This window comes from Haloarcula sp. JP-Z28 (genome assembly GCF_011440255.1).
GTDB lineage: Archaea > Halobacteriota > Halobacteria > Halobacteriales > Haloarculaceae > Haloarcula > Haloarcula marismortui.
Map to the genome: position 1 here is coordinate 14,829 of NZ_JAAOHT010000023.1, position 23,902 is coordinate 38,730.

Genomic DNA, 23,902 nt, shown 5'->3' on the forward strand with positions numbered 1-23,902 from the left:
ACGGGCAATATCAAGGAGTATGGCCGAAGAAACCTCGCTGGAGGACTTTCTTGACGCCGGCGACGAAAGCGAGGACGAGGAAGAGAGTGGTGCGTCTGCGGGAGACGATACTACAGAGCCAGAAAGCGAAGCCTCCGACTCTGAAGCTTCGACCGACGCGGTCGACCCGGCCGTGACGACCTACGCGTGGTCGCCCGACGGAGCGGCCTGTGCCGAGTGTGGCGAGGTCGTCGAGCGGCGGTGGACACAGGACGGGCACCTCGTCTGTGGGGCCTGTAAGTCCTGGTAAACGGCGCTACCGGCCGTCAAACGGATGTGTGTTGTTCTCACCCATCCACAGAGTTACATACGCTCACGCCGTAATCGTAGCTACAATTGAACGGCCCGGAGGATGTGGCACCCACACAAGACACTTACTGGTCGACAGGGCAGAGTATCCCACCAGTCCCCGTGCCGAGGCGTCGTCCCACGAGAGCGCGACTATGACAGACACTGATACCCCACACAGTCAACAGTCGGACAGTCCCCTCCGCGACGCCACACGCGTCGCCAATCAGGTGATCGAAAACGTCGAGCAGGTCATCGTCGGGCAACACGCCGCCATCGAACACATAGTCATCGCGCTGCTCGGCCGCGGCCACGTCCTGCTTGAGGACGTCCCCGGCGTCGGCAAGACGATGCTTGCTCGCTCTGTTGCCGCGTCCTTCGACGGCGAGTTCAAGCGCGTCCAGTTCACCCCGGACCTCCTCCCGACCGACGTGACCGGCGTCAACATCTACAACCAGAAGACACAGGAGTTCGAGTTCCGGCCGGGTCCGATTTTCGCCAACGTCGTCCTCGGCGACGAGATCAACCGTGCACCGCCGAAGACGCAGTCGGCGCTGCTGGAGGCCATGGAGGAACAGCAGGTGTCCGTCGATGGGACCACACATCCCGTTCCACAGCCGTTTACCGTCATCGCCACGCAGAACACGGTTGAGCAGAACCGGGCCTATGACCTGCCGATGGCCGAACTCGACCGGTTCATGACGAAACTGCATCTCGGCTATCCGAACGAGGCGGCGGAGACGGAGATGCTGGGTGACGTGGTGGGCCACCATCCCATCGAGGATCTCACGTCGGTCGCCACCCTCGATGCGCTGTCCGCGGCCCGGGAAACGGTGGCCGACGTGGCCGTTGAGGAGCCTATCCGCTCGTACGCGACCCGGCTGGCGCGGTACACGCGGGAGAACGCACAGCTGGGTGTCAGCCCGCGGGGCAGCATCTCGCTGCTCCGGGCAGCACAGGCCCGGGCCGTGCTCGACGGCCGCAATTACGTTATTCCCGACGACGTACAGACGGAAGCGCCGGTTGTCCTTCCACACCGTATCCGCACTGAGAGCAGCGAGCAGGACGCCCGGGCACTCGTCGCGGAGGCACTTGATACCGTCTACGTCGAATGAGACCGACACGACGCGGCTTCGCCGTCCTCGCTGTCGCCGTCGCCGGCCTTCTTATTAGCGCCAGATTCGGCCAGCCCGGGCTCACCGCCGTCGCCGGCCCGCTGTTTGCCGGCGTGTTCGCCGCCGCCGTGCAGGTTCGCTGGAGCGGCGCGCCGACGGTCGAACTGGGCCACCTCCGCCGTGGGTTTCCCGGCGAGACGAAGCCCGTGGAGTTCCACGTCGACGGGAGTGGCATTGCGACGGTCACCGCTCGGCTCTCAGAGGGGCTTGATGGAAAGACGACAGTCACCAAGTCTCTGCCAGCGGCGGTGACATACCGGGTCACCTACACGGCCCGGGGTGAGCAACGGGTCGGCCCCATCGAGGCAACGGTGACGGACGCACTGGGACTCATCAAAGAGAGCTATACCATCGAGAGCAAGGCCGACGTACTGGTGTATCCGCCCGTCTACCGACTGGGCGGCACGGACGCGTTCGCACGGACGTTCACACCGGAGAACGAGGACCGGCAGTCGTTTGACCGACTGCGAGAGTACGTCAGCGGCGACTCCTTGCGGAACGTCCACTGGAAATCCAGCGCCAAGCGCGAGGACCTGTTAGTCAAGGAGTTCACTGACAACCGGAGCGACCGGACCCTGCTCGTTGCCGCGGAAGCCCAGCGGGGCCACGCCGACGAGATGGCCGCCGCGGCGGCGACGATCACGATGGCCGCGCTGGAGAGTGGTCTCGCCGTCGAACTCGCCGTCCCGAACGGCGCGGTCGAACAGGGGTACGGCGACACCCACCGAACGCGACTGCTCGAACTGCTGGCCCGGGCTGACGCGGGCCAGACCGGCCGGACAGACGACGCCGACGTGATTGTCACAGCCAACGGCGACGGGGTCACGGTGTCGGTCGACGGCCGCCGCCAGTCCTTCGCTGCTGTGACCGCCAGTCGGGACAACCCCATCGCAGGCGAGGTGAACGGATGAGTGCCCCGGTCACAGAGCGTGTCCGCGACCGGGTCCCCTGGGGCGGGTCACGAATACTGGCGTTGCTTGCGACGGCGCTGGCAATCGGCGCGCCGCTTCGGACGATGTACTATCTCAGCGACGTGGTCGGCGACCCCACCCTGTTTCTGGCGCTGGCCGCCCTCTCGTTCGTGGGTGCGACCTTGCTGGCCCGCGTGCTCAGACCGCCCCTCGCGGTTGCTGTCGGCGCAGTGCTGTTCGCCGGCGGGCTCGGGGCGTACATCCTGAACCTCTCGACGAATCCGGCGATAACGGAGCTTCTGAGCGACACCGTCGCCCTGCTGACCGGACGGTCGCTGCTCCAGATAGCCGAGGTCAGGCTGTGGGTGTTGTCGTTCGCGCCGGCACCGGTGTTTCTAACGTGGTACTTCGCGCTGCGGCGCTGGTACGTCACGGCGACGGTGGCGGCTGGCACGGCACTCGCGTTTTTCGCCCTGACGACTGACGCCGGTGTGGTGACGACACTGCTGGGTGTGGTCGGCATCGCAGCGACGATCGGCTTCGGAACGCTCGATACGCTGTCGACGGACGAGCCGGCGGACCTGACGAAGCGACCGGACGCGATGACTGGCAGTGACGGGACGGAGCGCGCGGACGATGACGGCGACGGCATCGACGCTGGGCGGCGCGCTGTCCTCGAACAGCTGGCGGCGATAATCGTCGTCCCGGCGGCGCTGTCACAGGTGCCGATCACCCGGGACAGTTTGCTGTCCTACGACGACGAGTCGGAGGGTCAGACCGTCGAAGGGAGCCTCTTCGACGCCGGAGAGTCCCTTTCAGTACGCGGGAGCATCTCGTTGACGCCGGAGATCCGGTACACGGTCGAAAGCGAGGAACCGCGCTACTGGCGGGTCGCCTCCTACGACCGCTACACCGGCAACGGGTGGGTGCGGACGGGGAATCCACGCCAGTACGACGACCAGCGCCTCGACAGCCCACCGGGTGAAACCCGGACGCTTCGACAGGAGTTCCGGGCGGAGTCGACCATCGGGACCGTCCCGGCCGCCTGGAAGCCCGTCCGCTACTCTGGGGAGCCGTCGGTATCGGTCTCAAGCGAGGGCGGGTTCCAGCCAGACGGCCCGTTGTCGACTGGCGACACCTACGAGGTCAGGAGCGAACTGCTCGTGGCGACTCCCGACGGGCTGCGTGCGGCCGGCACTGACTACGACGATACGACTGCGGAGCTGTACACGCAGCTTCCCGACAGCACGCCGGACCGGGTTGGGGAACGGACGGCTATTCTCACCGCGAACGCCGAGAATCCCTACGAGACGGCGCTGGTCGTCGAGCGCTGGCTGCAGGACACCAAGGGCTACTCACTCGATGTCGACCGACCCGACTTCAACGTCGCCGACGCCTTCCTCTTCGAGATGGACGAAGGGTACTGCGTCTACTTCGCAACGACGATGGTAACGATGCTCCGGACCCAGGGCATCCCGGCGCGCATGACCGTCGGGTACACCTCCGGCCAGCGCATCGACGAAGACCAGTGGGTCGTGCGCGGGCTCAACTCTCATGCTTGGGTCGAAGTGTACTTCCCCGGTCAGGGCTGGGTACAGTTCGACCCGACGCCGTCCGGGCCGCGAGAGGCAGTCAGACAGCAACGTATCGAAGACGCGAGTTCGGACGGATCGTCGCCCACTGTCGGCGACGGCAACCCGGTAGAACGGTACACGCCACCCGACACGTCAACGCCTGCCCCACTGACCGAGACCAATGGTACCGAGACCGAGCCGACGGAGACACCAACGGCCACCGGAACGGACACACCCACCGGCACAACAGAGGCGTCGGACACAGACGAGGGGACGGAGCTGAGCATCCCGGACCTCCCGTCGCGCGAGGAGATGACGCTCGGCGTCGTCGCGTTGCTCGGCATCGCAGCGGGCGCGCGCCGGTCCGGCCTCAGCGAGCGAGCCTACCGGGCGGTGTGGCTGCGCTACCAGCGCCGCGTGGACCCAGAGACCGACGTCGAGCGGGCGTTCCAGCGGGCCATGTACGTCCTTGCGACGGAACACCGGGGCCGCAAAAGCGGCGAGACGGTACGGGCGTATCTCGACGCGATAGGGGCCGACGACCGGGTCAGGCGGCTGGCGACGTTACGAGAACGGCTCCGGTACGGCGGCGAAGTGAGCGAGGCAATGGCCGACGAGGCCGTCGAAATCGCCGACGGGATCGTCTCCGAGCGATAGTCCCCGACAGTGTTTAATAGGTCGTGTTCGTAGGCGCGATTGTAATGTCGGAAGTCTGCTCGACGTGCGGGCTGCCTGAGGAGCTCTGCGTCTGTGAGGACGTCGCTAAGGAGTCCCAGGAGATTAACATCCGCATCGACGAGCGCCGTTACGGGAAGGAGGTAACGATTATCGAGGGATTCGACCCGAAAGACGTCGACATGGACTCGCTGTCCTCAGACCTCAAATCGAAGTTCGCCTGCGGTGGCACTGTTGAGGACGGGCAGATAGAGCTCCAGGGCAATCACACGGGCCGCGTCGAGGATTTCCTCCGCGACAAAGGTTTCAACGTCGCCTGAACTCCTGACTGCCAACGGTTCTCGTGAGAGCGCCGTGGCAAGCCGCTGCTGTGACCTGCTCGCCAGCTTTTCAGCTCGGTCTGCGTGCGAGTGTGCGCTGCGATCGGCTATGAGTGGTTCAGGTCTGGCTGCTTTTTACCGTCGTGGGAGATTCGGGTAGCGACCGGTAGAGACAGAATTTGTTGCATGATACCAGCACGCATAATCGGCGGTCAAGTATTTCAACCACGGGGCGGTAACTGTTTGCAATGTTCGGTGTACCCCGGCGGGTGGTGGCCGTCGGACTCGTGGTGCTTCTCCTTGGTGGGGGAATCGCGTCGCTCCCGGTGGCGGCGACCGCCGACCACGGGGCGGTGACCGGGGCTAGCGACGGAGCGGCGGCTGGCGTCGGTGAGAACTGCACGTACAAAGCCGAGACGGCGTCGGGTCAGCGTGGGCCGGCAGTTGAGACAGTACAGTCGTCGACAGCCACGACCGAGTCGAATGGCTCGCTGGTCCGGATACGAAGCGCCGACATGCATCGACGCCAGCCGCGGGGACAGGGTGGGGACACAGCCGGAACGGCAGCCCCAGCGGCGGCCAGCATGGAGACAGGGACGGCCACGTCGGGTGCAACACAGACCAAGGACGGTGACGTGATTCAGCAGACACAGACATACGCGCGCGTGCCTGAGGAGCCGGGTGAAGTCGCGGTGACCGTGGCCTACGAAGTCCCGGACCGGGTCGTTGACCTCGAAACGCACGTCCCGGCGGCGGCGACGGTGACCGGAACGGACGGGTTCGAGCGCGTCAACGAGTCCGTGTATGAGTGGGAAGAAACGACGGATACGGCGACGATCAGCTACCGCATCAACCCGAACCAGACCATCGAGAAGAGCGGTCCGGAGGGGTCCGAGGGCCGATATCTCAGCGTCGATACGGGCGAGTGGGCGCTGCTCACGCGGTCACTGACGCCGACGCGCTGGCGCTACACTGGTCAGGACCCCGTCAGGTACAACCGCACGCTCCGGACGGCAGGCCCGGGTGCGGCTGGCGAGGAAATCGTGTACCTCGGCGAAGTGGCGACGTTCGAGGAGACAGCGCACGACCAGACGTTCACGCTGGCTGTGCCAGAGCGGTCGGCAATGACGGCCTCGCCAATTTCGGTTCTCGACTCGATGGCGAACGCATCGAACGCTCTCCGGGTCGGCGACCGTGACGAGCAGGTGTTCGTCGTCGCCGCGCCGTCTGGGGCCGTAGAGTGGGGCGTCGAGGGGTATCAGATCGGTGACGCTGATATGTGGGTCCAGTCCCGGCAAACGCTGGACACCGCCAACAACGTCTGGCTTCACGAGTACGTCCACAGCCGGCAGGCCTACGAGACGACACAGGAGACGCGGTGGACGGTCGAGGGCTGGGCGACGTACTACGCCGCTGTCCTGACGCTGGAACAGAACCGGATCGGGTTTGACGAGTTCCGGGAACAGCTCGCGGTGGGTGGACGGCCGGTCTACAGCGACGTGACATTGACTGACAGGGCAAGCTGGACGAGCAACGCGAACTACAGGAAGGGCGCGCTCGTCGCCGGGCGGGCAGACGTCCATATCCGCTCGGCTACTGGCCGCAACCAGACACTCCAGAGCGTGTTTCAGTCGCTGAACGGCTACCGTGACCCGGTCACGCAATCGCAGTTCCTCACCGAAGTCGAGGCCGCTGGCGGGGAAACCGTCCGGAACACGACCGCGACGGAGACTGAAACGACAGCAACGGTGACGATGTGGAACGGGACGACACAGCGACAGTTGTTCGGTGCGATTCCCGCCCGTATCGGCTACGGCCTGCCACCGGTCGACCGGGCAGATGCCTACCGTGCAGATAGTCTCTACCGGCCGAACGCACCGGTCGGCGGGAGCAAACCGATCCGGCTGGTGACCAACGAGACGCTCGCGGTCGATGCGGTCGTCGAGAACGCCGGTGGTGAGGCGGGGGCGTACAACGTGACGCTCGCAGTCAACGAGACCGTCGTCGCCGCGAAACAGGGCCAGATCGAACCGGGGGAACGGACCGAGGTCGAAGTGACACACACGTTTGCCGACCCCGGCCGATACGCCATCAGCGTCGACGGCGACACCGTCACTGTCGTGGTGACGGAGCCGGCAGCCGCCAGTGTGACTAACGTCACTGCGAGTCCAAAAGAGGTCAGACAGGGAGACGAGGTCGACGTGACCGCCACTGTCGCCAACGACAACGGTATTCCGGGGACGATAACGGTCGAGTTCCGCCGTAGCGATGTCGTGTTCGCCGAGCAGCGGCTGTATCTCCCACCACAGACGACGACAACGGTCACGCGGACGGTCACCCTCGATAAACCCGGAACGGTGTCGCTGTCAGCGGGTGACGGACAGACCACGACGGCGGTCGAGGTGGTCGTCTCGACGGAAACGTCGGAACCAACGTCGACTCCGGCGGAGATACTCACAGAGACACAGACTACAGCCGGAGAGGGCAACGGCTTTACTGCGCTCGTGACCGGTCTCGCAATGTTACTTGCGGCGCTGATTGCCCGTCAGCGTAGTTCCTGACACGAGCCCGAAGGGAACAGTTATTGAGGTCGGCCGGCCGTTGTCAACCGTGAACGTCGGAATCGCGTACGCCGTCCTGTCGGCGCTGGTGTTTGGGGTGTACCTGTTCGTGATGAAGCGGTGGTTCACCGAATACCCGTCGCCGGTGTTCCTGCTGCTTACGTACAGCTTGGTCCCCATCGTCTACTTCCCAGTCGTCTTCATCAGCAACAAGCCCTTCCTCCCGGCGGGAAACCGCGTCAATGTCCTCTTGTCGATACTCGCTGTGACGGCGGTGACGGCAGTGGGACTGCTCACCCTTTTTCGGGCGATCCGCGTCGGCGAAGTCTCCTACGTCTCGCCGATCAGCAAAATCGTTCCCGTGTTCGTGTTGCCGCTGGAAGTCGGCCTGCTGGGCCAGCACCTCTCGCCGCTGCAGGTCGGCGGCGTCGTCGTCGCGACCGCCGCCGTTTATGTCGCGAACTGGCAAGGCACAGCGTTACTGGCCCCACTCAAACGGGCCCAGCAGTCCCGGCCCGCGCAATTGGCCTTACTGTCGGCTGCGGCGTTCGCGCTCGTCGATGTAAGCAAGCGGGTGCTGATGCAGGAACTGGCTATCGAACCGACGACATACATCCCGGTGATGGCTGTCGGCATCGCCGCGTTGATGACGCCGTTCGCGTTCCGGTATCAGATCCCGCCGGGGTGGCAGGCAGACCTCCCGAAGTTCGTCGTCGCGGCGATGTTCGTCGCCTACGCGAACCACATCGTGTTGCTGTCCTTCCAGTTGCTCCCGGCGAGTATCGTTTCCCCCATCGTCAACGGGCAGGCTATCGTCGCTGTTATTCTGGGCGCGATTATTCTCGACGAGGCGCAGTTCCGAGCACGCCTAGCCGCTGCGGGGCTGGCTATCGTCGGTATCGCAATGATATCGGTCGGATAGAAAGGTCAGGCCGACTTTCGTTCCGAGGAGCAGCCAACCTGTACCGCATAGCTCGATTGAAGCCATGCGGTCGGGTTCTCGGTGTCGTAGACGACGACGTCGCCGCCGCCAGTAGTGAAGCTGCCGTACTGCTCGTCGGAGTCGGTAGTATCGCGCGACGCTGGTTCCATTGTGGTACAAGGGCACATCCGGCACAGCGCTACATAAAGGTTTCTCAGATGTGGTATGAAGTATTATTAGCATACTAGGATTGTCCGCATAATATAGTCCTACTGAGAGACCAGCACCGATATGTGGCCGCCGGCAAAGGCATCAGATATGACACGAACGGACGCCCCAGTAACGCCGCCAGTCGTGCTGACCGTCGCTGGCAGCGACTCCGGTGGTGGGGCCGGCATCCAGGCCGACCTCAAGACCATCGAAGCCTGTGGCGGCTTCGGGACCAGCGCGATCACGAGCGTGACGGCACAGAACACCACGGGCGTGCAGGGCCAGCATCTACTCCCGGTCGACGAAATTGAGGCCCAGATTGGGGCGGTCACGGGAGATTTCGACGTGGCCGCGGTCAAAACGGGCATGCTCGCAACGAGAGAGGTCATCACTCTGGTCGTGGAACACGCCGCCGACCTGCCGAATCTCGTCGTCGACCCGGTGATGGTGGCGGCCTCGGGCGACCGGTTACTGGCTGCCGAGGCCGAAGACGCCTACGAGACTCTCATCGCCGAAGCGGCGGTCGTCACGCCGAACGCCGACGAAGCCGCCGTCCTGACCGGGCGCGATGTCGACGACCCTGCGGCCGCGGAGCAGGCGGGCCGTGACCTCGTTGAGATGGGAGCCGACAGCGCGCTCGTGAAGGGGGGCCATGTCCCGGGCGACGCCGTCGTCGACACCCTCGTGACCGAGGACGGGGTGACGACGTTTCGCCACGACCGCATCGACACCGAGGCCACCCACGGCTCCGGCTGTACGCTCTCCTCAGCCATCGCGACGCAGTTGGCCCACGGCGACGACCTGCCGGCGGCGGTCGGAAGCAGTATCGACCTGCTTGCGAGCGCGGTCCGGTACAACGTTGACGTGGGTGACGGTCCGGGCGCGGTCCACCACCTCGTCCAGACCCGCAACGACGCCGCGCGCCGTCCGACAAGCGAGGCCGTCGAGCGGGCCGTGTCGGCCCTCGTCGATGCGGACGTATCGGCGCTGGTCCCAGATCGAGGGATGACAATCGCTGGTGCGACACCATACGCAGAGACACCGGACGCGGTCGCCGCCGTCGAAGGCCGCATCGCCCGCACGATGGACGGTATCCGGCCGAACCGCGGCGTCCGCTTCGGCGCGTCCACGACGGTGGCTCGTGCCCTGCTGGCCGCCCGTGAACATGACCCCGCGGTCCGGTTCGCCGCCAACTGCCGACTGGCCGACGCCATCGAGGACGCGCTGTCGTCGCTGGACGGGCCTGTCGCTGCGTACGACCCCGACGAGCGCCCGGACGCGGTTTCCGACGACGGTATCGCGTGGGGCGTCGACCGGGCCTTCGAGGCCAGCGAGGGGACACCGGTCGCCGTCGTCGGCCGCGAGGGCGTGGGTACTGACGGGCGCGTGACACTGTTCGCAGCGGACGCCGACGACCTTGTCTCCCGGATGGAGACCGTCCACGGGACCGTTGAGGACAGCGTGTAGCCGGTCAGTCGGTCGTGCGCTGGTTCGACACAGACGGTGGCCGCGTTTAACCGCGAGCAACGCATACTCGGACGTATGAGTGAAACACAGTCGAGCGAGCGGATTACGGTCTTCTCGGACTACGTCTGCCCGTTCTGTTATCTCGGACGCGAATCGCTCAGGCAGTACCAGTCGACGCGCGAGGACGAACTGGAGGTCGACTGGCACCCCTTCGACCTCCGGAGCGGGAAGCGCAACCCCGACGGCTCCATCGACCACTCCGTCGACGACGGCAAGGACGACGAGTACTACGAGCAGGCCAAAGAGAGTGTTCGCCGATTGCAGGCGAAATACGACGTGGAGATGGACCTAGACATCGCCACTGACATCGACTCGCTGCCAGCCCAGATAGCCTCGTACTACGTCAAAGAGCACTACGACTACGAGACGTGGCTGGCCTTCGACGTGGCCGTCTTCGAGGCGCTGTGGCAGGACGGACAGGACATCGGCGACGAAGATCTGCTGGTCGAGCTGGCCGAGGACGCGGGCGTCGACGGCGACGAGATCCGGTCGGCGCTCGCGGACGACGCCCTCCGGTCAGAGGTCCGCGAGAATTTCACGGCGGCCAAGCGCCAGGGCATCACCGGCGTCCCGACGTTCGCCTACGATGGTCACGCCGCCCGCGGCGCGGTCCCGCCCGAGCAGCTCGAACGGCTGGTCGAAGGTAGCTGAACGTGGCACAAGGCGGCATCGCCTGCGCTCGATCTCACGCGACGCGGTTCCGCAGTGACTCGCCGCGTGTGGCTCGTTCGACGTTCTCCCGAACGAGTGCCGCGATGTCTTCGTGATACCGGCTCGTGGCCGCGGCGACGTGTGGTGTTACGATGGCCGATTCGTGGTCCCAGAGCGGATGGTCGTCCGGAAGCGGTTCCGCCCAGTGGGCGTCGAGAGCCGCCCCCGCAATCGTCCCGGTATCGAGGGCGTTCAGTAGCGCGTCTTCGACGACGACCGGTCCCCGAGCGACGTTGACGAGGTAGCTGTCGGTCCGCATCTGCGCGAGGAGAGCGGCGTCAACCATGCCGTCGGTCTCCTCGGTGAGCGGACAACACAGCACGACGAAGCGCGCGTCGGCGACGGCAGTGTCCAGTTCGTCGGGGGTGTACACGTGCTCGACGTTCTCGGTGGGGTCACCGGAGCGACGAACGCCGACGACATCCATCCCCAGTGCGTCGGCCCGGTCGGCGACGCCCTGGCCGATGGTGCCCAGCCCGACCACGCACACCTGCTCGCCGGTCAGCGTGAACGGCGCGTCGTACGGTTCCTGCGTCCAGTCGCTGTCGCGCTGGCAGTCCCGATAGACGTGGAGGCGGCGGGCAAAGGCCGTCAGGTAGCCGACGACGGTTTCCGGGACAGTGTCGCCGTGAATGCCGGTGCTGTTGGTTAGCGCCGTTCCAGCGGCCTCGTAGGCGTCCACGTCGAACTCGTCGTAGCCCGCGCGGATGCCGTGGACCCAGGCGGCGTCCAGAAACGTGTTCCGTGGGGAGAACGTGACGACGCAGTCACCGGCATCGAATGCGGCGTCGTCGCCGACAATCTCGACGGGAATGTCGGGCCCCTGTAACGCGGCGACCATCGCTTCCAGCGGGCAGGCCTTCGCAACCGACTCGTGGACGGCGATTCTGGCGATATCCATATCCGTCCCTGCGCCGGGGGCAGTATAGTCCTTTTCCGGAACGCGATACGACGGCGAGCCAGTCAGTCCCAGCGACTCTCGAGCGCGTCGACACGCATCTCGATATAGCGGCGGGACCACCGCTTCGAGAACCGACGCAGGGGTCCAAAGAGCCCGTCTGTGTCCGTAGCGTCGGCAGCAACGTCTTCATCGTAACTCGACCGACCGCCCGACTCCATTGGTCCCTCTGGAAAACTCATAACGATACATGTTACCACGGGGTGTGAAATAAATATTAGGGATATTAGGGCGACGGAGAGGCCATGCGTTTTTGCCGTCTTCACCGGTTTTTGCCATCATTTTTGAAACAAGTACAGACAACAAGGGATTTAAGCGATAGTTCACAATGCTGGGTTCACGCGTCAATGACCACGTCGTCACCGTCCAGTCGACTCCAGAAGGGGTTTCTCAAGTACCAGCACGTTTTCGTATTTCTGGCACCACTGCTGTTCGTCGTCGGTGTGTACACCGCTGCACCGACGCCCGCTGACGCGGGCACCGGCTACTGGTTCGAGTACTGGTGGCTCTGTATCGCATTCGTCACCGGTGCCACCATCGTCAATACGGTTGGTATCAGCGGGTCGGCCCTGTTCGTCCCGTTTCTCATCTTCATCTTCCCGGTACTCGCCGGGGAGACGCTGACTCCAGAAACGCTGGTGAAGGTCGGACTCATCAGCGAATCGTTCGGCCTCTCCAGTTCGGCACTCGCGTTCATCCAGTACGGGCTCGTCGACCGGCGGCTCGCACTGAGCCTCGTCTTCGGGAGCGTGCCCTTTGTCGTCGCCGGCGCGCTGCTGTCGTTTGTCATCCCGGAGCCGCTGTTTCACGCGCTGCTTGGCATCGCCCTGCTGGCGGCGTCGTACCTGCTTTTCAAGGCCGACCTCGGCCACGAGGAACCTGGTGAGGCAGGCAACAATGACCCAGAGGTGTCGGCTGACGGTGGCGATGCGACGCTCCCCGACGACGACAACAAACTCGGGCCGGCCGGCGTCGAAACAGCCGACAACGGAACCGTGACGCGCGTCGACCGCGACGGCAACGACTACGGCTACACGCGCGGCGGCTATCTCGAACGCTTCGCGAACTACAGCATCGGCGGTGTCTTCCAGGGACTGGCCGGTTTTGGCGTCGGCGAACTGGGCATCATCTCGATGCTCCGAACCGATGTCCCGGTCCGAGTCGCCATCGGCACGAACCACATCGTCGTGGCGCTGACCGCGGTTCTGGCCTCGCTGGTCCACGTCTTCGGCGGCGGCCTCGTCCCGGGCGCGCACTCCATCGACCTCGCGTCGACGCCGTGGAACATGGTCGTCTGGACCGTGCCTGCGACCGTCACCGGCGGCCAAATTGCACCGTACGTCTCGACCGCGCTAGATACCGGGACCATCAAGAAGTTCGTCGGCGGGCTGTTCGCAGTCATCGCCGCAGCGCTGTTCCTGATGGCGACGGGTGGTGTCTGAGCCGATGTACGACACGATTCTCCTCCCGACCGACGGCAGCGACGGTATCGGTGCGGCCGCGAGACACGCGGGAAAAATTGCCGGTCGGTTCGACGCGACGGTCCACGTGCTCTCGGTCGTCGACACCCGAAACCGGTTCGAGAGTCCGTCAAGCGGCCTCTCGGCTGACGCGTGGCTCGAAGCAGAGCGCGAGCGCGCCGGGTCGGCCATCGAAGCGACCGTTGCCGAGCTCCCTGACGACGTTTCTGTCGAAACCACGCAGCGAGAGGGCGTTCCGAAGACCGAAATCGTCGACGCGGTCACGGACGTTCCGGCGGACCTCGTCGTGATGGGGACCCACGGCCGGACCGGACTGGACCACTATCTCATCGGCAGCGTCGCAGAGACGGTCGTCCGCGAATCGCCGGTCCCAGTGCTGACCGTCCAGCTATCGGACGAGTGAGCGCGGTGCAGGGGTCTGCGTGATTGCATCAGCCATCGACCAGACTTGGCCGGGACGGATCGGTCGCTTGGTGGTACGCTGACAGCACAAGCGCGTGGAACGCGACGAGGACACCGACACCGACGACGATGACTGCGACCTGCAGCGGGGTCGAGAGCAGCCCTAGCGAGACGATGAGCGTCGTCGCACAGGCCGGCGCGTGAACCGTATCGGTCGCAATCATCCCCCAGCTCGTCACGACGAGTGAGAGGGTCGCACTCGCGACGAGGCGAAGCCCGGCCATCGAGAATGCGGTTGGGTCCGCGACGAGCGAGACACCGCCAGCAAGCAGGCTGTACGCGAGCAGCCCCGCAACACCGCCGATGAAATGGCTCATGACGACACTGGCCAGCCCCGTCCGGTCGCCGTCCCGCTGAAATGCGAGAATGAACGCAGACGGGCCGAGACTCGGGAAGATGAATGGCTGGCCGCTCGCCCACGCGAGCGTTCCGAGGACGACGAACAGCACGCCAGCGTACAGGCTCGTCCCGACCCGATGCCGTCGCATTGCTCCCGGTAGGAAACTGGACGGATAAGACAGTCACGGTCCGACAGAGTCATCCCGAATGGGGACGACAGCGGTCAGAGCGCCGTCATCGTCGTGTCGTCCTCGCTCGGGGCCGACGGCGGCCGCCCGTCAGCCGTCCGCAGTTGCTCGAACGCGACTGCGATAATCGCGGTGCCATACAGCGACGCCAGGGGTTGGATAACGATAGTTGGCAGTTGCGAAACCGGTCCCGAAAGCGCCAGCGAGCCGATGAATCCGATGATCCCGCCAACGACCGCCGCGGCGGCACCAACAATCAACAGCAGGCCGAACAGCGCGAGCCGGTCACCCTTGGTGAGCCGGTAGCTCTCTTTGAGCGCCGCAACGAAGTTCCGGTCTTCGACGATGACGTACGGCATCATGAAAATGAACACGACGTAGGCGAAGATGCCGGGGATGAGGAACAAGATCGACCCGATGAACACCAGCAGGCTGTAGACGATCCCGCCGACGAACACGTTCACCAGCGCGAGTGGCACGTTCCGCGTGAACGCACCCTCAGGGAAGCTCTCGCGCGCTCCGGGGACAAACGTCCGGAAGGACACGACAGTGAGATACAGTGAGACGACGGAGATGACAGCGATACCAGCACCAGCAACAGTAAGCGGGATGTCGAAGGTGAGCGGCAGGGCTGCGGCAATTTCGCCGTATCCCATCCTGGTGTAGGTCGTCGCCAGAATTGAATTGAACAGGACTTGAAAGCTAGCCATCAGGGCAAAAAACGCTACAAGTAGTATCGCGCCGGTACGACTGAACAGCCGGTACCCCGCCTCTTCGAGGGCGGAGCCGATTTGGAGGGCCATCGTCGGACCGCTTCGACAAGCAATGACAAAAGTGTTGCCTCAGTGTGACAATCCAACCCAGTTCACGTACGCGATTCCAGCCCGCGTTCGACGAACTCGATAAGGTCCTCCGCCGGGACGAACCCGTCAGCACGGCGGTGAATCAGGTCCCCGTCAGCAAACAGCAGGAACGTCGGGACACTCCGGACATCGAACGCGTCGACGGCATCGAGGTCGTGTTTCGGATTGAACACGACCACCGTGGCGTCAGTGGCTTTCGCAGCGATATCGAGTATCGGCTCCATCGACTTGCAGATAGTACAGCCACTCGTCCGGACCATCACCAAGACGTGGTCGGCCGTGGCCAGCACGTCGTCAAGTTCGTCTCGCGTTTCCACCGTCCGAACGCTGTGTTCCGTCGTCGTGTCCATAGAGACGGTACGTGCCACAGCGCGAAGAACCCCGCGACAGGTCACACCCGTTCGGCCGCAACTACTGTCCGGCGCTGTCAATCCTCGATTTCACGTACGACCGACGCGGGGTTCCCCTGAACGACGACGCCAGCAGGAACGTCGTCGGTGACGACCGCACCGGACCCGATGACGGCATCGTCGCCGACGGTGACGCCCGGGTTGATGACCACCTGCCCACCGACCCAGACATTGTCGCCGATAGTCACCGGCTTCCCGTACTCGACGCCGCTACGTCGTTCATCCGGGTCAAGTGGGTGCGTCGCGGTGTAGATGTGGACACCCGGCCCGAGCAGGCAGTCGTCGCCGATATCGACCCGGCAGACATCCAGTACGACGCAGTCGAAGTTCGCGTAGAACCCATCGCCGACGTGGATGTTGTCGCCGTAGTCACACCGGAAGGGCGGTTCGACGTGGCAGTCCGCACCGACCGAGCCAAAGAGGTCCTCGATGAGCGCCTGTCTGGTGTCGGCCTCAGATGGGTCGGTCTGGTTGTACTCCCGGGTGAGTTCGTTCGCACGCTCTCGGGCAGCAACGAGTGCTGGGTCGCTCGCGTCGTAGCGCTCGCCCGCCAGCATCTTCTCCCGTTCAGACGCCATTCCGACCCACCTCTGAAGTCTCTCTCGCGGCGCAGCGAGGGATGGTCATAGTGGGCTGTCGGAGCGCCCCGGTAAGAGATGTTTGGGTCGGGGGGCTTTCTGGCTGTTCGAAGTCGCCATCGCGTCCCGAAACACGACCCACCCTGCTAGCCCGGAACGGATTTATAGTCGACCGTCGCCTACCATGGTTCGTGAACCGCACGGCAGCGCTCGACGCAGTCGTCTTCGGTGTCGACATCCAGAGCGGCGACGTGCGCGGTGACGCACCGTCGTACGCGCTGGTGGTCTTCGACGGGGAATCAGTCGAGCGAGACGTGGTCTCGCGGCGGAAGCTCCGCCGGCGTATCGAGGACGAGGAGCCGGCCATCGTCGCGACGGATAACATGTACGAACTCGCCGAGGACAAGGATGCCCTGATCCACGTCCTCGGGTCCCTCCCCGACGAAACAAAACTGGTGCAGGTGACCGGCGACGAGCGGCCGGAGCCGCTTTCCCGGGTCGCCAAGCGCCACGGGGTCCCCTACGGCAAGGACCCGATGGAGGAGGCCGAGGCCGCGGCCCGGCTGGCCGCCGCCAACGTCGGGCAGGAGGTGTCCGCCTTCACCGATACAACAGAGGTGAAGGTCTCGCGGGGCCGCTCGACCGGAAAGGGAGGGTGGTCAGAAGACCGCTACACCCGGCGCATCCACGGCGCAGTCCGGAAGCGAGCGCGCGAAATCGAGTCCGAGCTCGACGCTGCCGGTCTGGAGTACGAGCGGGACGTGACCGAGAAGTACGGCGGGTTCTCCAACGCCGTGTTTCAGGTCTCGGCCCGACCACAGGACATTCCGGTGTCGAGAGCCCGGTCGGGCGACACGCGCGTCGAAATCGAGCGCCAGCGGCGGGACGGCATCGAGTTCAAGCCGCTTGCAAAGCGGCGCGACCACGTCGTCGTCGGCGTCGACCCCGGAACGACGACGGCTGTTGCCATCGTCTCGCTCGACGGCACTGTACTGGACGTGTACTCCTCGCGCACCGACGACGCTGCCGCGACGACGGAGTGGATTATCGAGCGCGGGCGGCCCGTCGTTGTTGCTGCCGACGTGACGCCGATGCCGGAAACCGTCGAGAAGCTCCGGCGCTCCTTTAGCGCCGCCGGCTGGGAGCCCGACACGGACCTTCCGGTGGACGAGAAGAAACACCGGACTCGGGAGGAGGCGTACGACAACGACCACGAACGCGACGCGATGGCCGCCGCGCTCTACGCCTTCGACCACCACGCCGACCAGTTCGAGCGTGTCGCGGGCAAGGTCCCGCCACAGTACGATGTGGGACCGGTCATCGACCGTGTCGTCGCCGGCGAGGAGAGCGTCGAAACAGTGCTGCGGGACCTCGAAGACGACGACAGCGAGGACGAGGACACAACGGCCCACGAACCGCGGGAACTCACCGACGACGAGAAGGAAATCAAGCGGCTGAACGCCCGCATCGAACGCCTTGAGTCACACGTCGACGACCTCAAAGAGACTATCAAGCGCAAGGACGACCAGCTCTCGGAAAAGGACAAACAACTGGAGAAGGCCCGCAGCGAGGGCCGGCGCGAGGTCAGAAAAGACCGCGAGGTGACGCGGCTCCAGCGGCGCAACGAGGCCCTCGAACGGAAAGTCGATGACGAACAGGAGAAACGCGAGGCGCTGGCTGACAAGCTCGAACGGTTGAAAGCGCTGTGGAAGCTCGACCACTCGAACTTCGCCGATGTCTCGGAGAAACAGGAGGGGCTGACCCCGGTCAAGGTGGTCGAACAGTTCACCAAGGACGCTATCGCCGACGCCGACGAGCGGTTTGGCCTCGTTGAGGACGACATCGTCATGTTCCGGGACGCCTCGGGTGCGGGCCGGTCGACGGCCCAGCAACTGGCGGATATCGACCCGAAAATCGTCCTCCGGAACGGGAACCTCTCCGACATTGCCGATCAGGTGCTGTTCGACAACGATATCGCCGTCGCGCCAGCCGAGATGGTCACCGTACAGGAAGTGGACGAACTGGCTGTCGCCCGTGAAGGCGAAATCGAGGCGGCAATCGAAGACTGGGAAGAACGCGCCGCCGACCGCCGGAAGGAGCAGAACGCGGAGATGGTCGACCAGATCATCAGCGAACACCGGGCCGACCGGCCGACAAGCGAGAACTAGGCGCTGGCGTCCGTCGAACAGGACGGAGCGACATGGCACTCCGTTCGGTGTGTCGGTGGCACAACGGCGAGCCAGCCGTACTGAGTAGTTATGGTCTTCGGGTGCGTTTGTCTCGCATGGAAGACCAGTGTCGTGTTCTGGCGGCCGCGGTCGAGACTCTCGACGACGTCTTCTACGTCTACGACGCAGACGGCAAACTTGCGTACTGGAACGCTCGGCTGAACGAACTGTTCGGCCTGACGGACGGCGAACTGTCGGGAATGGACCCGACCGAGTTCTTCGTTGCAGACGACCGGGCAGCCGTTGAAGCAGCCATCGAGGACGTGTTCGAGTCGGGTCAAACGAGCGTCGAAGCGCGGGCGGAGACGACAGAGGGGGTAGTGACGTTCGAACTCAGCGGCCGGCTCCTCACGGGGGACGACGGTACAGTTCAGGGGTTCAGCGGTGTCGGTCGAGATATCACGGACCGGCGCGAGCGGGAGTGGCATCTTGAGCGACAAAACGAGCGGCTCACGGAGTTCGCCGACCTGCTGGCACACGACCTCCGGACGCCGCTTGCCGTCACCAGCGGCCACCTCGAACTCGCTGCCGAGGAGCTGTCGCCCGAGCGTATCGACGCCGCCAGAGACGGGTTACAGCGGTTAGAATCAATTATCAAGGACATGCGAACCGCGACCAGAGAGGGAACGCTTGCAACCGACGAGCAGGCGGTCGACATCGCTGACGTGGCAACGACGGCATGGGTTCACGTCGAAACCAGCAACGCAGTGCTGGAACCGCCGCCGCCGATACTGGTCGAAGCCGACCCAGAGCGATTGCTCCGACTGTTTGAGAACATCTTCGCTAACGCCGTCACACACGGGCCTGTGCGCGACGAACGAGCATCCGACGAGGAAGGAGGCGGCGACACCACCGAAATAACGGTTCACGTCGTACCGACGCCCGACGGCTTCGCAATCGAGGACGACGGCCGGGGAATCGCTCCCGACGAACGGGAGCGGGTGTTCGAACCGGGCGCGTCACGGGCGGCTGACGGAACCGGCTTCGGTCTCTATATCGTCAGGGCAATCGCCGAAGCCCACGGCTGGACAGTACGTGCCACAGCTGGAGAACACGGCGGTGCACGGTTCGAGTTCGATATTGATGCGGACACCGCCTGTTAGTCGTCTCCGCCTCAGGGCATGCCGTCGCCGCCCATACCGCCACCGCCCATGCCGCCGCCACCCATACCGCCCATCCCTCCGCCGAGTCCGAACGCACCGAGCAGGCTCGTGACGAGGCCGTAGACGACCAGTCCGAGGCCCCCGACAACGAGAGCGATGCCGACGGCGACGATGGGTGCCTTCCACGCGACCAGACCGATGCCGGCGAGCAACACGACGATGCCGCCGATACCAACCGCACCGAGTTTATCCAACATACCCGTGTAGGCCAAGCGGGCGGACAAAAGCCCGTCGGTCAGTGCTCGAACTCGGTGTCGACGTTCTGCGCCGCCGCGACCATCTCGGCGATGGTGTCCTGCCGGCGCAGCAGCCGCATCGTGTCGCCCTCGACGTCAAAGGTGCCGTCCATCGCGGCGGCGGAGATGTCGAGGTCGCCCTGCAACATCGTGACCCACTCGCTGTAGGGGCCACGGAACGCGAAGTCATACTCGGGGTCCGCGACCGTCCCAGCGGCGGTACAGGCACCGTCCTTGATGACAACGACGAACTGTATCGGTTCGCCGGTATAGGCGTCGTCAGCGCGGATTTCGAAACAGAATACAGCGGTGAAGTCGTCAGCGCTGTCGGCGAACGCAGCACGCTCGTTGATCCGGTCGCGCCACGCAGCGGCCCAGTCGTCGGCCTCGGTCGGCAGCGTCACAGTCATTGGCAGGCGGTATGCAAGGGGGGCTTTTCTGTGTTGCCTTGTCCGTTCGAGTGCAACCCCCGGGAAGTCGTCGCTGTGGCTCCGCGAAGAACGCGAGGAAAACAGCGAAACGGGGGCTTAGCGGCGCGATTCGCCACCGAGGTACAGCCGAGACACCTCGGGGTCGTCGAGCAGCGAGTCGGCCTCGCCCTCGAACTTGACTGTCCCCTGGTCGAGGACGAACCCGCGGTCGGAGATGCCCAGACCCTCACGGGCGTTCTGCTCGACCATGAGGATCGACGTGCCGAGGTCGTTGACCGTCTCAACGTCGTCGAACACCTCTTTCGCAGTGTTGGGTGCCAGACCGGCGCTTGGCTCGTCAATGAGCAACACGTCGGGCTCCATCACGAGCGCGCGGGCGAAGGCCAGCACCTGCCGCTGGCCGCCCGAGAGCGTCTTCGCGTTCGCGGTGCGTTTGTCGTCGAGGATGGGGAACCGGTCGTACAGTTCGGCCACGACCTCGTCGAGGCCGTCGTCGCGAGCGACCCCACCCATCCGGAGGTTCTCGTCGATGGTCAGCGAGCCGAACACGTTCTCGGTCTGTGGGACGTAGCCGACGCCGATACGGACGATATCTTCCGGGGCCATCCCGCCGATTTCGCGGTCGCCAAGACGTACCGAGCCGGTCCATGGCTCCAGCATCCCGAACACCGTCTTGAGGACAGTGGACTTGCCGGCCCCATTCGGGCCGACGAGGCAAGCGATCTCCCCCTCGCCGAGCGTCAGTGAGAGGTCATCGAGTACCTGCACTTCACCGTAGCCGCTGTCGACGCCGTCGACGGTGAGGATAGGGTCGGTCATTCCGACGGCCCTCCGAGGTAGGCGTCGATGACGCGCTCGTCGCTCCGGACCGCCTCGGGCGGCCCTTCGACGAGGACACTTCCCTGATTGAGGACGATAATCGGGTCGGCCAGCCGCATAATGAAGTTCATGTCGTGTTCGATAATGAGGAAGGTGATGCCCTCCTCGTTGAGTTCCTCGATGAACCCGGCCAGTTTGTCGGCCAGCACAGGGTTGACCCCGGCGACCGGCTCATCGAGCAACAGCAGGTCGGGTTCGGCCATCATCCCGCGGGCCAGTTCGACCAGTTTCATCTGCCCGCCCGAGAGGTCCGTTGCTGGCTGGGTCGCCAGATCGCCAATTTCGAACCGTTCGAGCATCTGCTGGGCCTGCTCCAGCGAGCGCCGTTCCTCCTGTTCGACGGTACTCGGCGAGGTGAACAGCGGGATAATCGATTCCCCGGTCTGGTTGTGTGGTCCGACCAGTAGCGCCTCCCGAACGGTCATGCCCTCCGGTTTTCGCGGCGTCTGGAACGTCCGGATCATCCCCTGATCGGCGATCGCGTGGGGCTTCTGGCCGGTCACGTCAACACCGTTGACCGAGACGGAGCCCGCATCGGGCTCGTAGAAGCCCGAGACGAGGTTGAACAGCGTCGATTTGCCGGCCCCGTTCGGACCGATGAGACCCGTAATCGTGCCGCGTTCGACCTCGATGGACGCGTCGTCCGTTGCCACGAGGCCGCCGAAGCGTTTCTCTAGCCCCTCAGCACGGAGAACGGGGTCGTCTTTCCCGAGAACCGGGCCGTCGGAGACGAGCGACTGCTCACTCATCGCGACCACCACCCATCGAGTCGGGCCAGATAAGTTCGCGCTCCGGCGGGAGAATCCCCTCCGGGCGGAGCCTGACGATGAAGATGATGAGCAGGCCGACCAGCATGAGTCGGAGCGGTGCCGCGCCGATGGGCAGCGCGCCGACGTCGGTCAGGAAGCGCGTTCCCTGCTGGATGGCGACGATGGTGAACCCGCCCAGCATCGCGCCGCGGTCGCTGCCGGTGCCGCCGAGGATAACGGCGACCCAGACGTAGAACGTCGTGATGGGCTGGAGGTCCTGCGGGCTGACGAACAACACGAGGTGGGAGTAGAACACGCCCGCAAGCGCCATAATGAGGCTCCCGATGACAAACGCCTGCATCTTGAACGCGAACGTGTTCTTGCCCAGCGTCTCCGCGAGGTCTTCGTCGGTCCGAATCGTTCGGAGGACGCGGCCCCACGGCGACTGGTGGATGCGCCGGAGGAACAGATAGACCGCCGCGACAATCACCGTGACGAGAACGACGTTCAGCAGGCTGGTGACGACCGACTGGCTCATGTTGAACACCGGCGTCCCGCCTGCGTAGAAGATGTAGGGGTACGTCAGGTCGCCGAGCACGGGCCAGTCGGAGAAAAACAGCGGGATGCCGGTCAGACCGGCACTGCCCGCCGTCCACTGTGATTCGTTGAGGATGAAGATACGCACGACCTCTGCGAGTCCCAGCGACGCGATTGCGAGGTAGTCATCGCGGAGTTTCAGCGTCGGGTACCCGATAATCACCGCGAGCACTGCGGCGAGTCCGAGACCGCCAAACAGCGCGATGACGGGGCTGACGCCGCCGGATATCGGCGAGCCGGACGCCGTTAGCAGCGCGGTCCCGTACGCGCCGAGGCCGAAGAAGGCCGCGACGCTGAAGTTGATCATGCCACCGTACCCCCACTGGACGTTCAGCCCCATCGAGAGGAGCATGTACATCGCCGACAGCCCGATGAGATACAGCAGGTACGCTGGTGCAAGGAAGCCGGTCAAAACCGCGACGAGCAGGAGCGCGGCGAGCGCGCCGAGCAGTCCGACGACACCCTTCTCGCGCGGCGAGTACGTACCGACATCGAGTGTGCTCATGTCGTATCACCCGCGATGCCGCGGGGCCTGACAAGCAGGACCGCGACCATGATGACGAACGCGACAGCCGGCGCGTAAGCGTTGCTGACCGGAAGGCCGACATCGCTGAGCAGCGGCGTCAGTTCGTGGAGCATCCCGATGAGGAGTCCACCGAGCATCGCGCCGTACACCGACCCGATACCGCCGAGGATGACTGCGGCGAACACGACCAGCAGGATGTTGAAGCCGATTCGCGGGTCGAGTTGGCTGTACAGCGCAAGGAAGACGCCGCCAGCGGCGGCCAGGGCGCTGCCGACAACCCACATGACGAGAATGACGCGGTCGGTTCGGATACCGCTCACGCGTGCAAGGTCGGGGTTGTCGGCCGTCGCACGCATCTTCCGGCCAAGCGTCGTCCGCTGGAGCAGGAGATGCAGGCCGGCGACGAGGACCGCCGCGCTGACAATAATCGCCACGTCTCGCTGTGTGACTGCGACATCGAGCGTGTCAAGCAGCACCGGAATCGGTCCGCTGCGGCTGATATCGTACTGCAGAAAGTCCGTCCCGAAGGTCGCCTGTAGCACTGCGCGGTAGACGAACGCCACGCCGATGCTCGTGATGAGCAGCCCGATCGAGTCCGTATCGAGGGGCTTGTACACGAGAATATGAGTGAGGACGGCGACGACCGCCGCAAGCGCCATCCCGACCGCCAGCGACAGGAAGAACCCGATCGGGAGACCGAGAACGGTGCCGCCAAGGCCGCCGAACACACCGAACGCGACGAACGCCCCGTAGGCACCAAGCGTCATCGTATCGCCGTGTGCGAAGTTCGCGAAGTCGGCGATGCTGTAGACCAGCGAGAGCCCAATACTCCCGAGGATGATGATACTACTGAAAACGAGCCCGTTTGCCAGGTACTGTAATATCTGCGCCATTGGTGAAA

26 protein-coding genes are annotated in these 23,902 nt (G+C 64.6%); 13 read left to right on the forward strand and 13 right to left on the reverse strand.

Going from position 1 to position 23,902, the window contains the following annotated elements:
• The first annotated feature begins 19 nt into the window (after window positions 1-19).
• The 7 genes from G9463_RS10670 to G9463_RS10700 all read left to right on the forward strand — a co-directional run bounded on the left by G9463_RS10670 (window position 20) and on the right by G9463_RS10700 (window position 8,465).
• On the forward strand, window positions 20-289 hold the full coding sequence (locus tag G9463_RS10670; RefSeq protein ID WP_165896673.1) for a hypothetical protein: 270 nt from the start codon (window positions 20-22) through the stop codon (window positions 287-289).
• Window positions 290-482: 193 nt separating this feature from the next.
• Window positions 483-1,442, forward strand: a complete 960-nt coding sequence (locus G9463_RS10675) for a MoxR family ATPase (RefSeq protein WP_004959140.1) — start codon at window positions 483-485, stop codon at window positions 1,440-1,442.
• Complete coding sequence (locus G9463_RS10680) at window positions 1,439-2,413, forward strand: DUF58 domain-containing protein (RefSeq protein WP_165896674.1); 975 nt, start codon at window positions 1,439-1,441, stop codon at window positions 2,411-2,413. Before G9463_RS10675 ends, G9463_RS10680 begins: the two co-directional genes overlap by 4 nt.
• On the forward strand, window positions 2,410-4,644 hold the full coding sequence (locus G9463_RS10685) for a transglutaminase domain-containing protein (protein ID WP_165896675.1): 2,235 nt from the start codon (window positions 2,410-2,412) through the stop codon (window positions 4,642-4,644). The genes G9463_RS10680 and G9463_RS10685 overlap by 4 nt, the downstream gene beginning before the upstream one ends.
• A gap of 44 nt (window positions 4,645-4,688) precedes the next feature.
• Entirely contained in the window at window positions 4,689-4,982 is a 294-nt protein-coding gene (yciH, locus tag G9463_RS10690; RefSeq protein ID WP_004516073.1) for a stress response translation initiation inhibitor YciH, read from the forward strand.
• 248 nt (window positions 4,983-5,230) lie between these two features.
• On the forward strand, window positions 5,231-7,543 hold the full coding sequence (locus tag G9463_RS10695) for a CARDB domain-containing protein (RefSeq protein ID WP_165896676.1): 2,313 nt from the start codon (window positions 5,231-5,233) through the stop codon (window positions 7,541-7,543).
• Window positions 7,544-7,583: 40 nt separating this feature from the next.
• Window positions 7,584-8,465: a DMT family transporter gene (locus G9463_RS10700; RefSeq protein ID WP_007189423.1), complete on the forward strand. Its 882-nt coding sequence runs from the start codon at window positions 7,584-7,586 to the stop codon at window positions 8,463-8,465.
• 5 nt (window positions 8,466-8,470) lie between these two features.
• Here the strand turns inward: G9463_RS10700 and G9463_RS10705 are convergent, their stop codons facing one another.
• Complete coding sequence (locus tag G9463_RS10705; protein WP_004590650.1) at window positions 8,471-8,635, reverse strand: hypothetical protein; 165 nt, start codon at window positions 8,633-8,635, stop codon at window positions 8,471-8,473.
• Between the two features lie 121 nt (window positions 8,636-8,756).
• Here G9463_RS10705 and thiD point away from each other — a divergent pair, with 121 nt between their 5' ends.
• Both thiD and G9463_RS10715 read left to right on the forward strand, forming a co-directional pair.
• Window positions 8,757-10,142 (forward strand): bifunctional hydroxymethylpyrimidine kinase/phosphomethylpyrimidine kinase, encoded by a 1,386-nt coding sequence (thiD, locus tag G9463_RS10710; RefSeq protein ID WP_165896677.1) that lies wholly within the window; start codon window positions 8,757-8,759, stop codon window positions 10,140-10,142.
• A gap of 75 nt (window positions 10,143-10,217) precedes the next feature.
• Window positions 10,218-10,853 carry a DsbA family protein gene (locus tag G9463_RS10715; RefSeq protein ID WP_004959148.1) on the forward strand — a complete coding sequence of 212 codons (636 nt, stop codon included), beginning with the start codon at window positions 10,218-10,220 and terminating at the stop codon, window positions 10,851-10,853.
• A gap of 34 nt (window positions 10,854-10,887) precedes the next feature.
• Here the strand turns inward: G9463_RS10715 and ddh are convergent, their stop codons facing one another.
• Both ddh and G9463_RS10725 read right to left on the reverse strand, forming a co-directional pair.
• Window positions 10,888-11,814, reverse strand: coding sequence for a D-2-hydroxyacid dehydrogenase (gene ddh, locus G9463_RS10720; protein WP_165896678.1), 927 nt, complete (start codon window positions 11,812-11,814; stop codon window positions 10,888-10,890).
• Between the two features lie 62 nt (window positions 11,815-11,876).
• Window positions 11,877-12,053 (reverse strand): hypothetical protein, encoded by a 177-nt coding sequence (locus G9463_RS10725; RefSeq protein WP_160164314.1) that lies wholly within the window; start codon window positions 12,051-12,053, stop codon window positions 11,877-11,879.
• A 165-nt stretch (window positions 12,054-12,218) separates the two neighbouring features.
• Here G9463_RS10725 and G9463_RS10730 point away from each other — a divergent pair, with 165 nt between their 5' ends.
• Together G9463_RS10730 and G9463_RS10735 are read left to right on the forward strand one after the other, a co-directional pair.
• On the forward strand, window positions 12,219-13,313 hold the full coding sequence (locus G9463_RS10730) for a sulfite exporter TauE/SafE family protein (protein WP_165896679.1): 1,095 nt from the start codon (window positions 12,219-12,221) through the stop codon (window positions 13,311-13,313).
• A 4-nt stretch (window positions 13,314-13,317) separates the two neighbouring features.
• Window positions 13,318-13,755 carry a universal stress protein gene (locus tag G9463_RS10735; protein WP_058993999.1) on the forward strand — a complete coding sequence of 146 codons (438 nt, stop codon included), beginning with the start codon at window positions 13,318-13,320 and terminating at the stop codon, window positions 13,753-13,755.
• Between the two features lie 28 nt (window positions 13,756-13,783).
• Here G9463_RS10735 and G9463_RS10740 read toward each other — a convergent pair whose 3' ends face one another.
• The 4 genes from G9463_RS10740 to G9463_RS10755 form a co-directional block, all read right to left on the reverse strand.
• A complete protein-coding gene (locus G9463_RS10740) occupies window positions 13,784-14,302 on the reverse strand; it encodes an HPP family protein (protein ID WP_007189428.1) in 519 nt (172 codons plus the stop codon).
• A 74-nt stretch (window positions 14,303-14,376) separates the two neighbouring features.
• Window positions 14,377-15,144: a glycerophosphoryl diester phosphodiesterase membrane domain-containing protein gene (locus tag G9463_RS10745; RefSeq protein ID WP_165896680.1), complete on the reverse strand. Its 768-nt coding sequence runs from the start codon at window positions 15,142-15,144 to the stop codon at window positions 14,377-14,379.
• A gap of 62 nt (window positions 15,145-15,206) precedes the next feature.
• Window positions 15,207-15,554: a thioredoxin family protein gene (locus tag G9463_RS10750; protein ID WP_007189429.1), complete on the reverse strand. Its 348-nt coding sequence runs from the start codon at window positions 15,552-15,554 to the stop codon at window positions 15,207-15,209.
• Between the two features lie 77 nt (window positions 15,555-15,631).
• Window positions 15,632-16,192 carry a sugar O-acetyltransferase gene (locus tag G9463_RS10755; protein WP_165896681.1) on the reverse strand — a complete coding sequence of 187 codons (561 nt, stop codon included), beginning with the start codon at window positions 16,190-16,192 and terminating at the stop codon, window positions 15,632-15,634.
• A 191-nt stretch (window positions 16,193-16,383) separates the two neighbouring features.
• Between G9463_RS10755 and G9463_RS10760 the strand changes: the two genes are divergently transcribed.
• Together G9463_RS10760 and G9463_RS10765 are read left to right on the forward strand one after the other, a co-directional pair.
• Entirely contained in the window at window positions 16,384-18,360 is a 1,977-nt protein-coding gene (locus tag G9463_RS10760; RefSeq protein ID WP_165896682.1) for a DUF460 domain-containing protein, read from the forward strand.
• A gap of 116 nt (window positions 18,361-18,476) precedes the next feature.
• A complete protein-coding gene (locus G9463_RS10765; protein ID WP_165896683.1) occupies window positions 18,477-19,523 on the forward strand; it encodes a HAMP domain-containing sensor histidine kinase in 1,047 nt (348 codons plus the stop codon).
• Between the two features lie 11 nt (window positions 19,524-19,534).
• Here G9463_RS10765 and G9463_RS10770 read toward each other — a convergent pair whose 3' ends face one another.
• From G9463_RS10770 to G9463_RS10795, 6 genes are all read right to left on the reverse strand, one after another.
• Complete coding sequence (locus tag G9463_RS10770; RefSeq protein ID WP_004590621.1) at window positions 19,535-19,780, reverse strand: hypothetical protein; 246 nt, start codon at window positions 19,778-19,780, stop codon at window positions 19,535-19,537.
• Between the two features lie 38 nt (window positions 19,781-19,818).
• Window positions 19,819-20,229 (reverse strand): SCP2 sterol-binding domain-containing protein, encoded by a 411-nt coding sequence (locus tag G9463_RS10775; RefSeq protein ID WP_004959170.1) that lies wholly within the window; start codon window positions 20,227-20,229, stop codon window positions 19,819-19,821.
• Between the two features lie 117 nt (window positions 20,230-20,346).
• Window positions 20,347-21,069 (reverse strand): ABC transporter ATP-binding protein, encoded by a 723-nt coding sequence (locus G9463_RS10780; RefSeq protein ID WP_004959186.1) that lies wholly within the window; start codon window positions 21,067-21,069, stop codon window positions 20,347-20,349.
• Entirely contained in the window at window positions 21,066-21,878 is an 813-nt protein-coding gene (locus G9463_RS10785; RefSeq protein ID WP_004959188.1) for an ABC transporter ATP-binding protein, read from the reverse strand. The genes G9463_RS10780 and G9463_RS10785 overlap by 4 nt, the downstream gene beginning before the upstream one ends.
• Window positions 21,871-22,980, reverse strand: coding sequence for a branched-chain amino acid ABC transporter permease (locus G9463_RS10790; RefSeq protein ID WP_165896684.1), 1,110 nt, complete (start codon window positions 22,978-22,980; stop codon window positions 21,871-21,873). The genes G9463_RS10785 and G9463_RS10790 overlap by 8 nt, the downstream gene beginning before the upstream one ends.
• Window positions 22,977-23,894: a branched-chain amino acid ABC transporter permease gene (locus G9463_RS10795; RefSeq protein WP_165896685.1), complete on the reverse strand. Its 918-nt coding sequence runs from the start codon at window positions 23,892-23,894 to the stop codon at window positions 22,977-22,979. Before G9463_RS10795 ends, G9463_RS10790 begins: the two co-directional genes overlap by 4 nt.
• Window positions 23,895-23,902 lie beyond the last annotated feature (8 nt).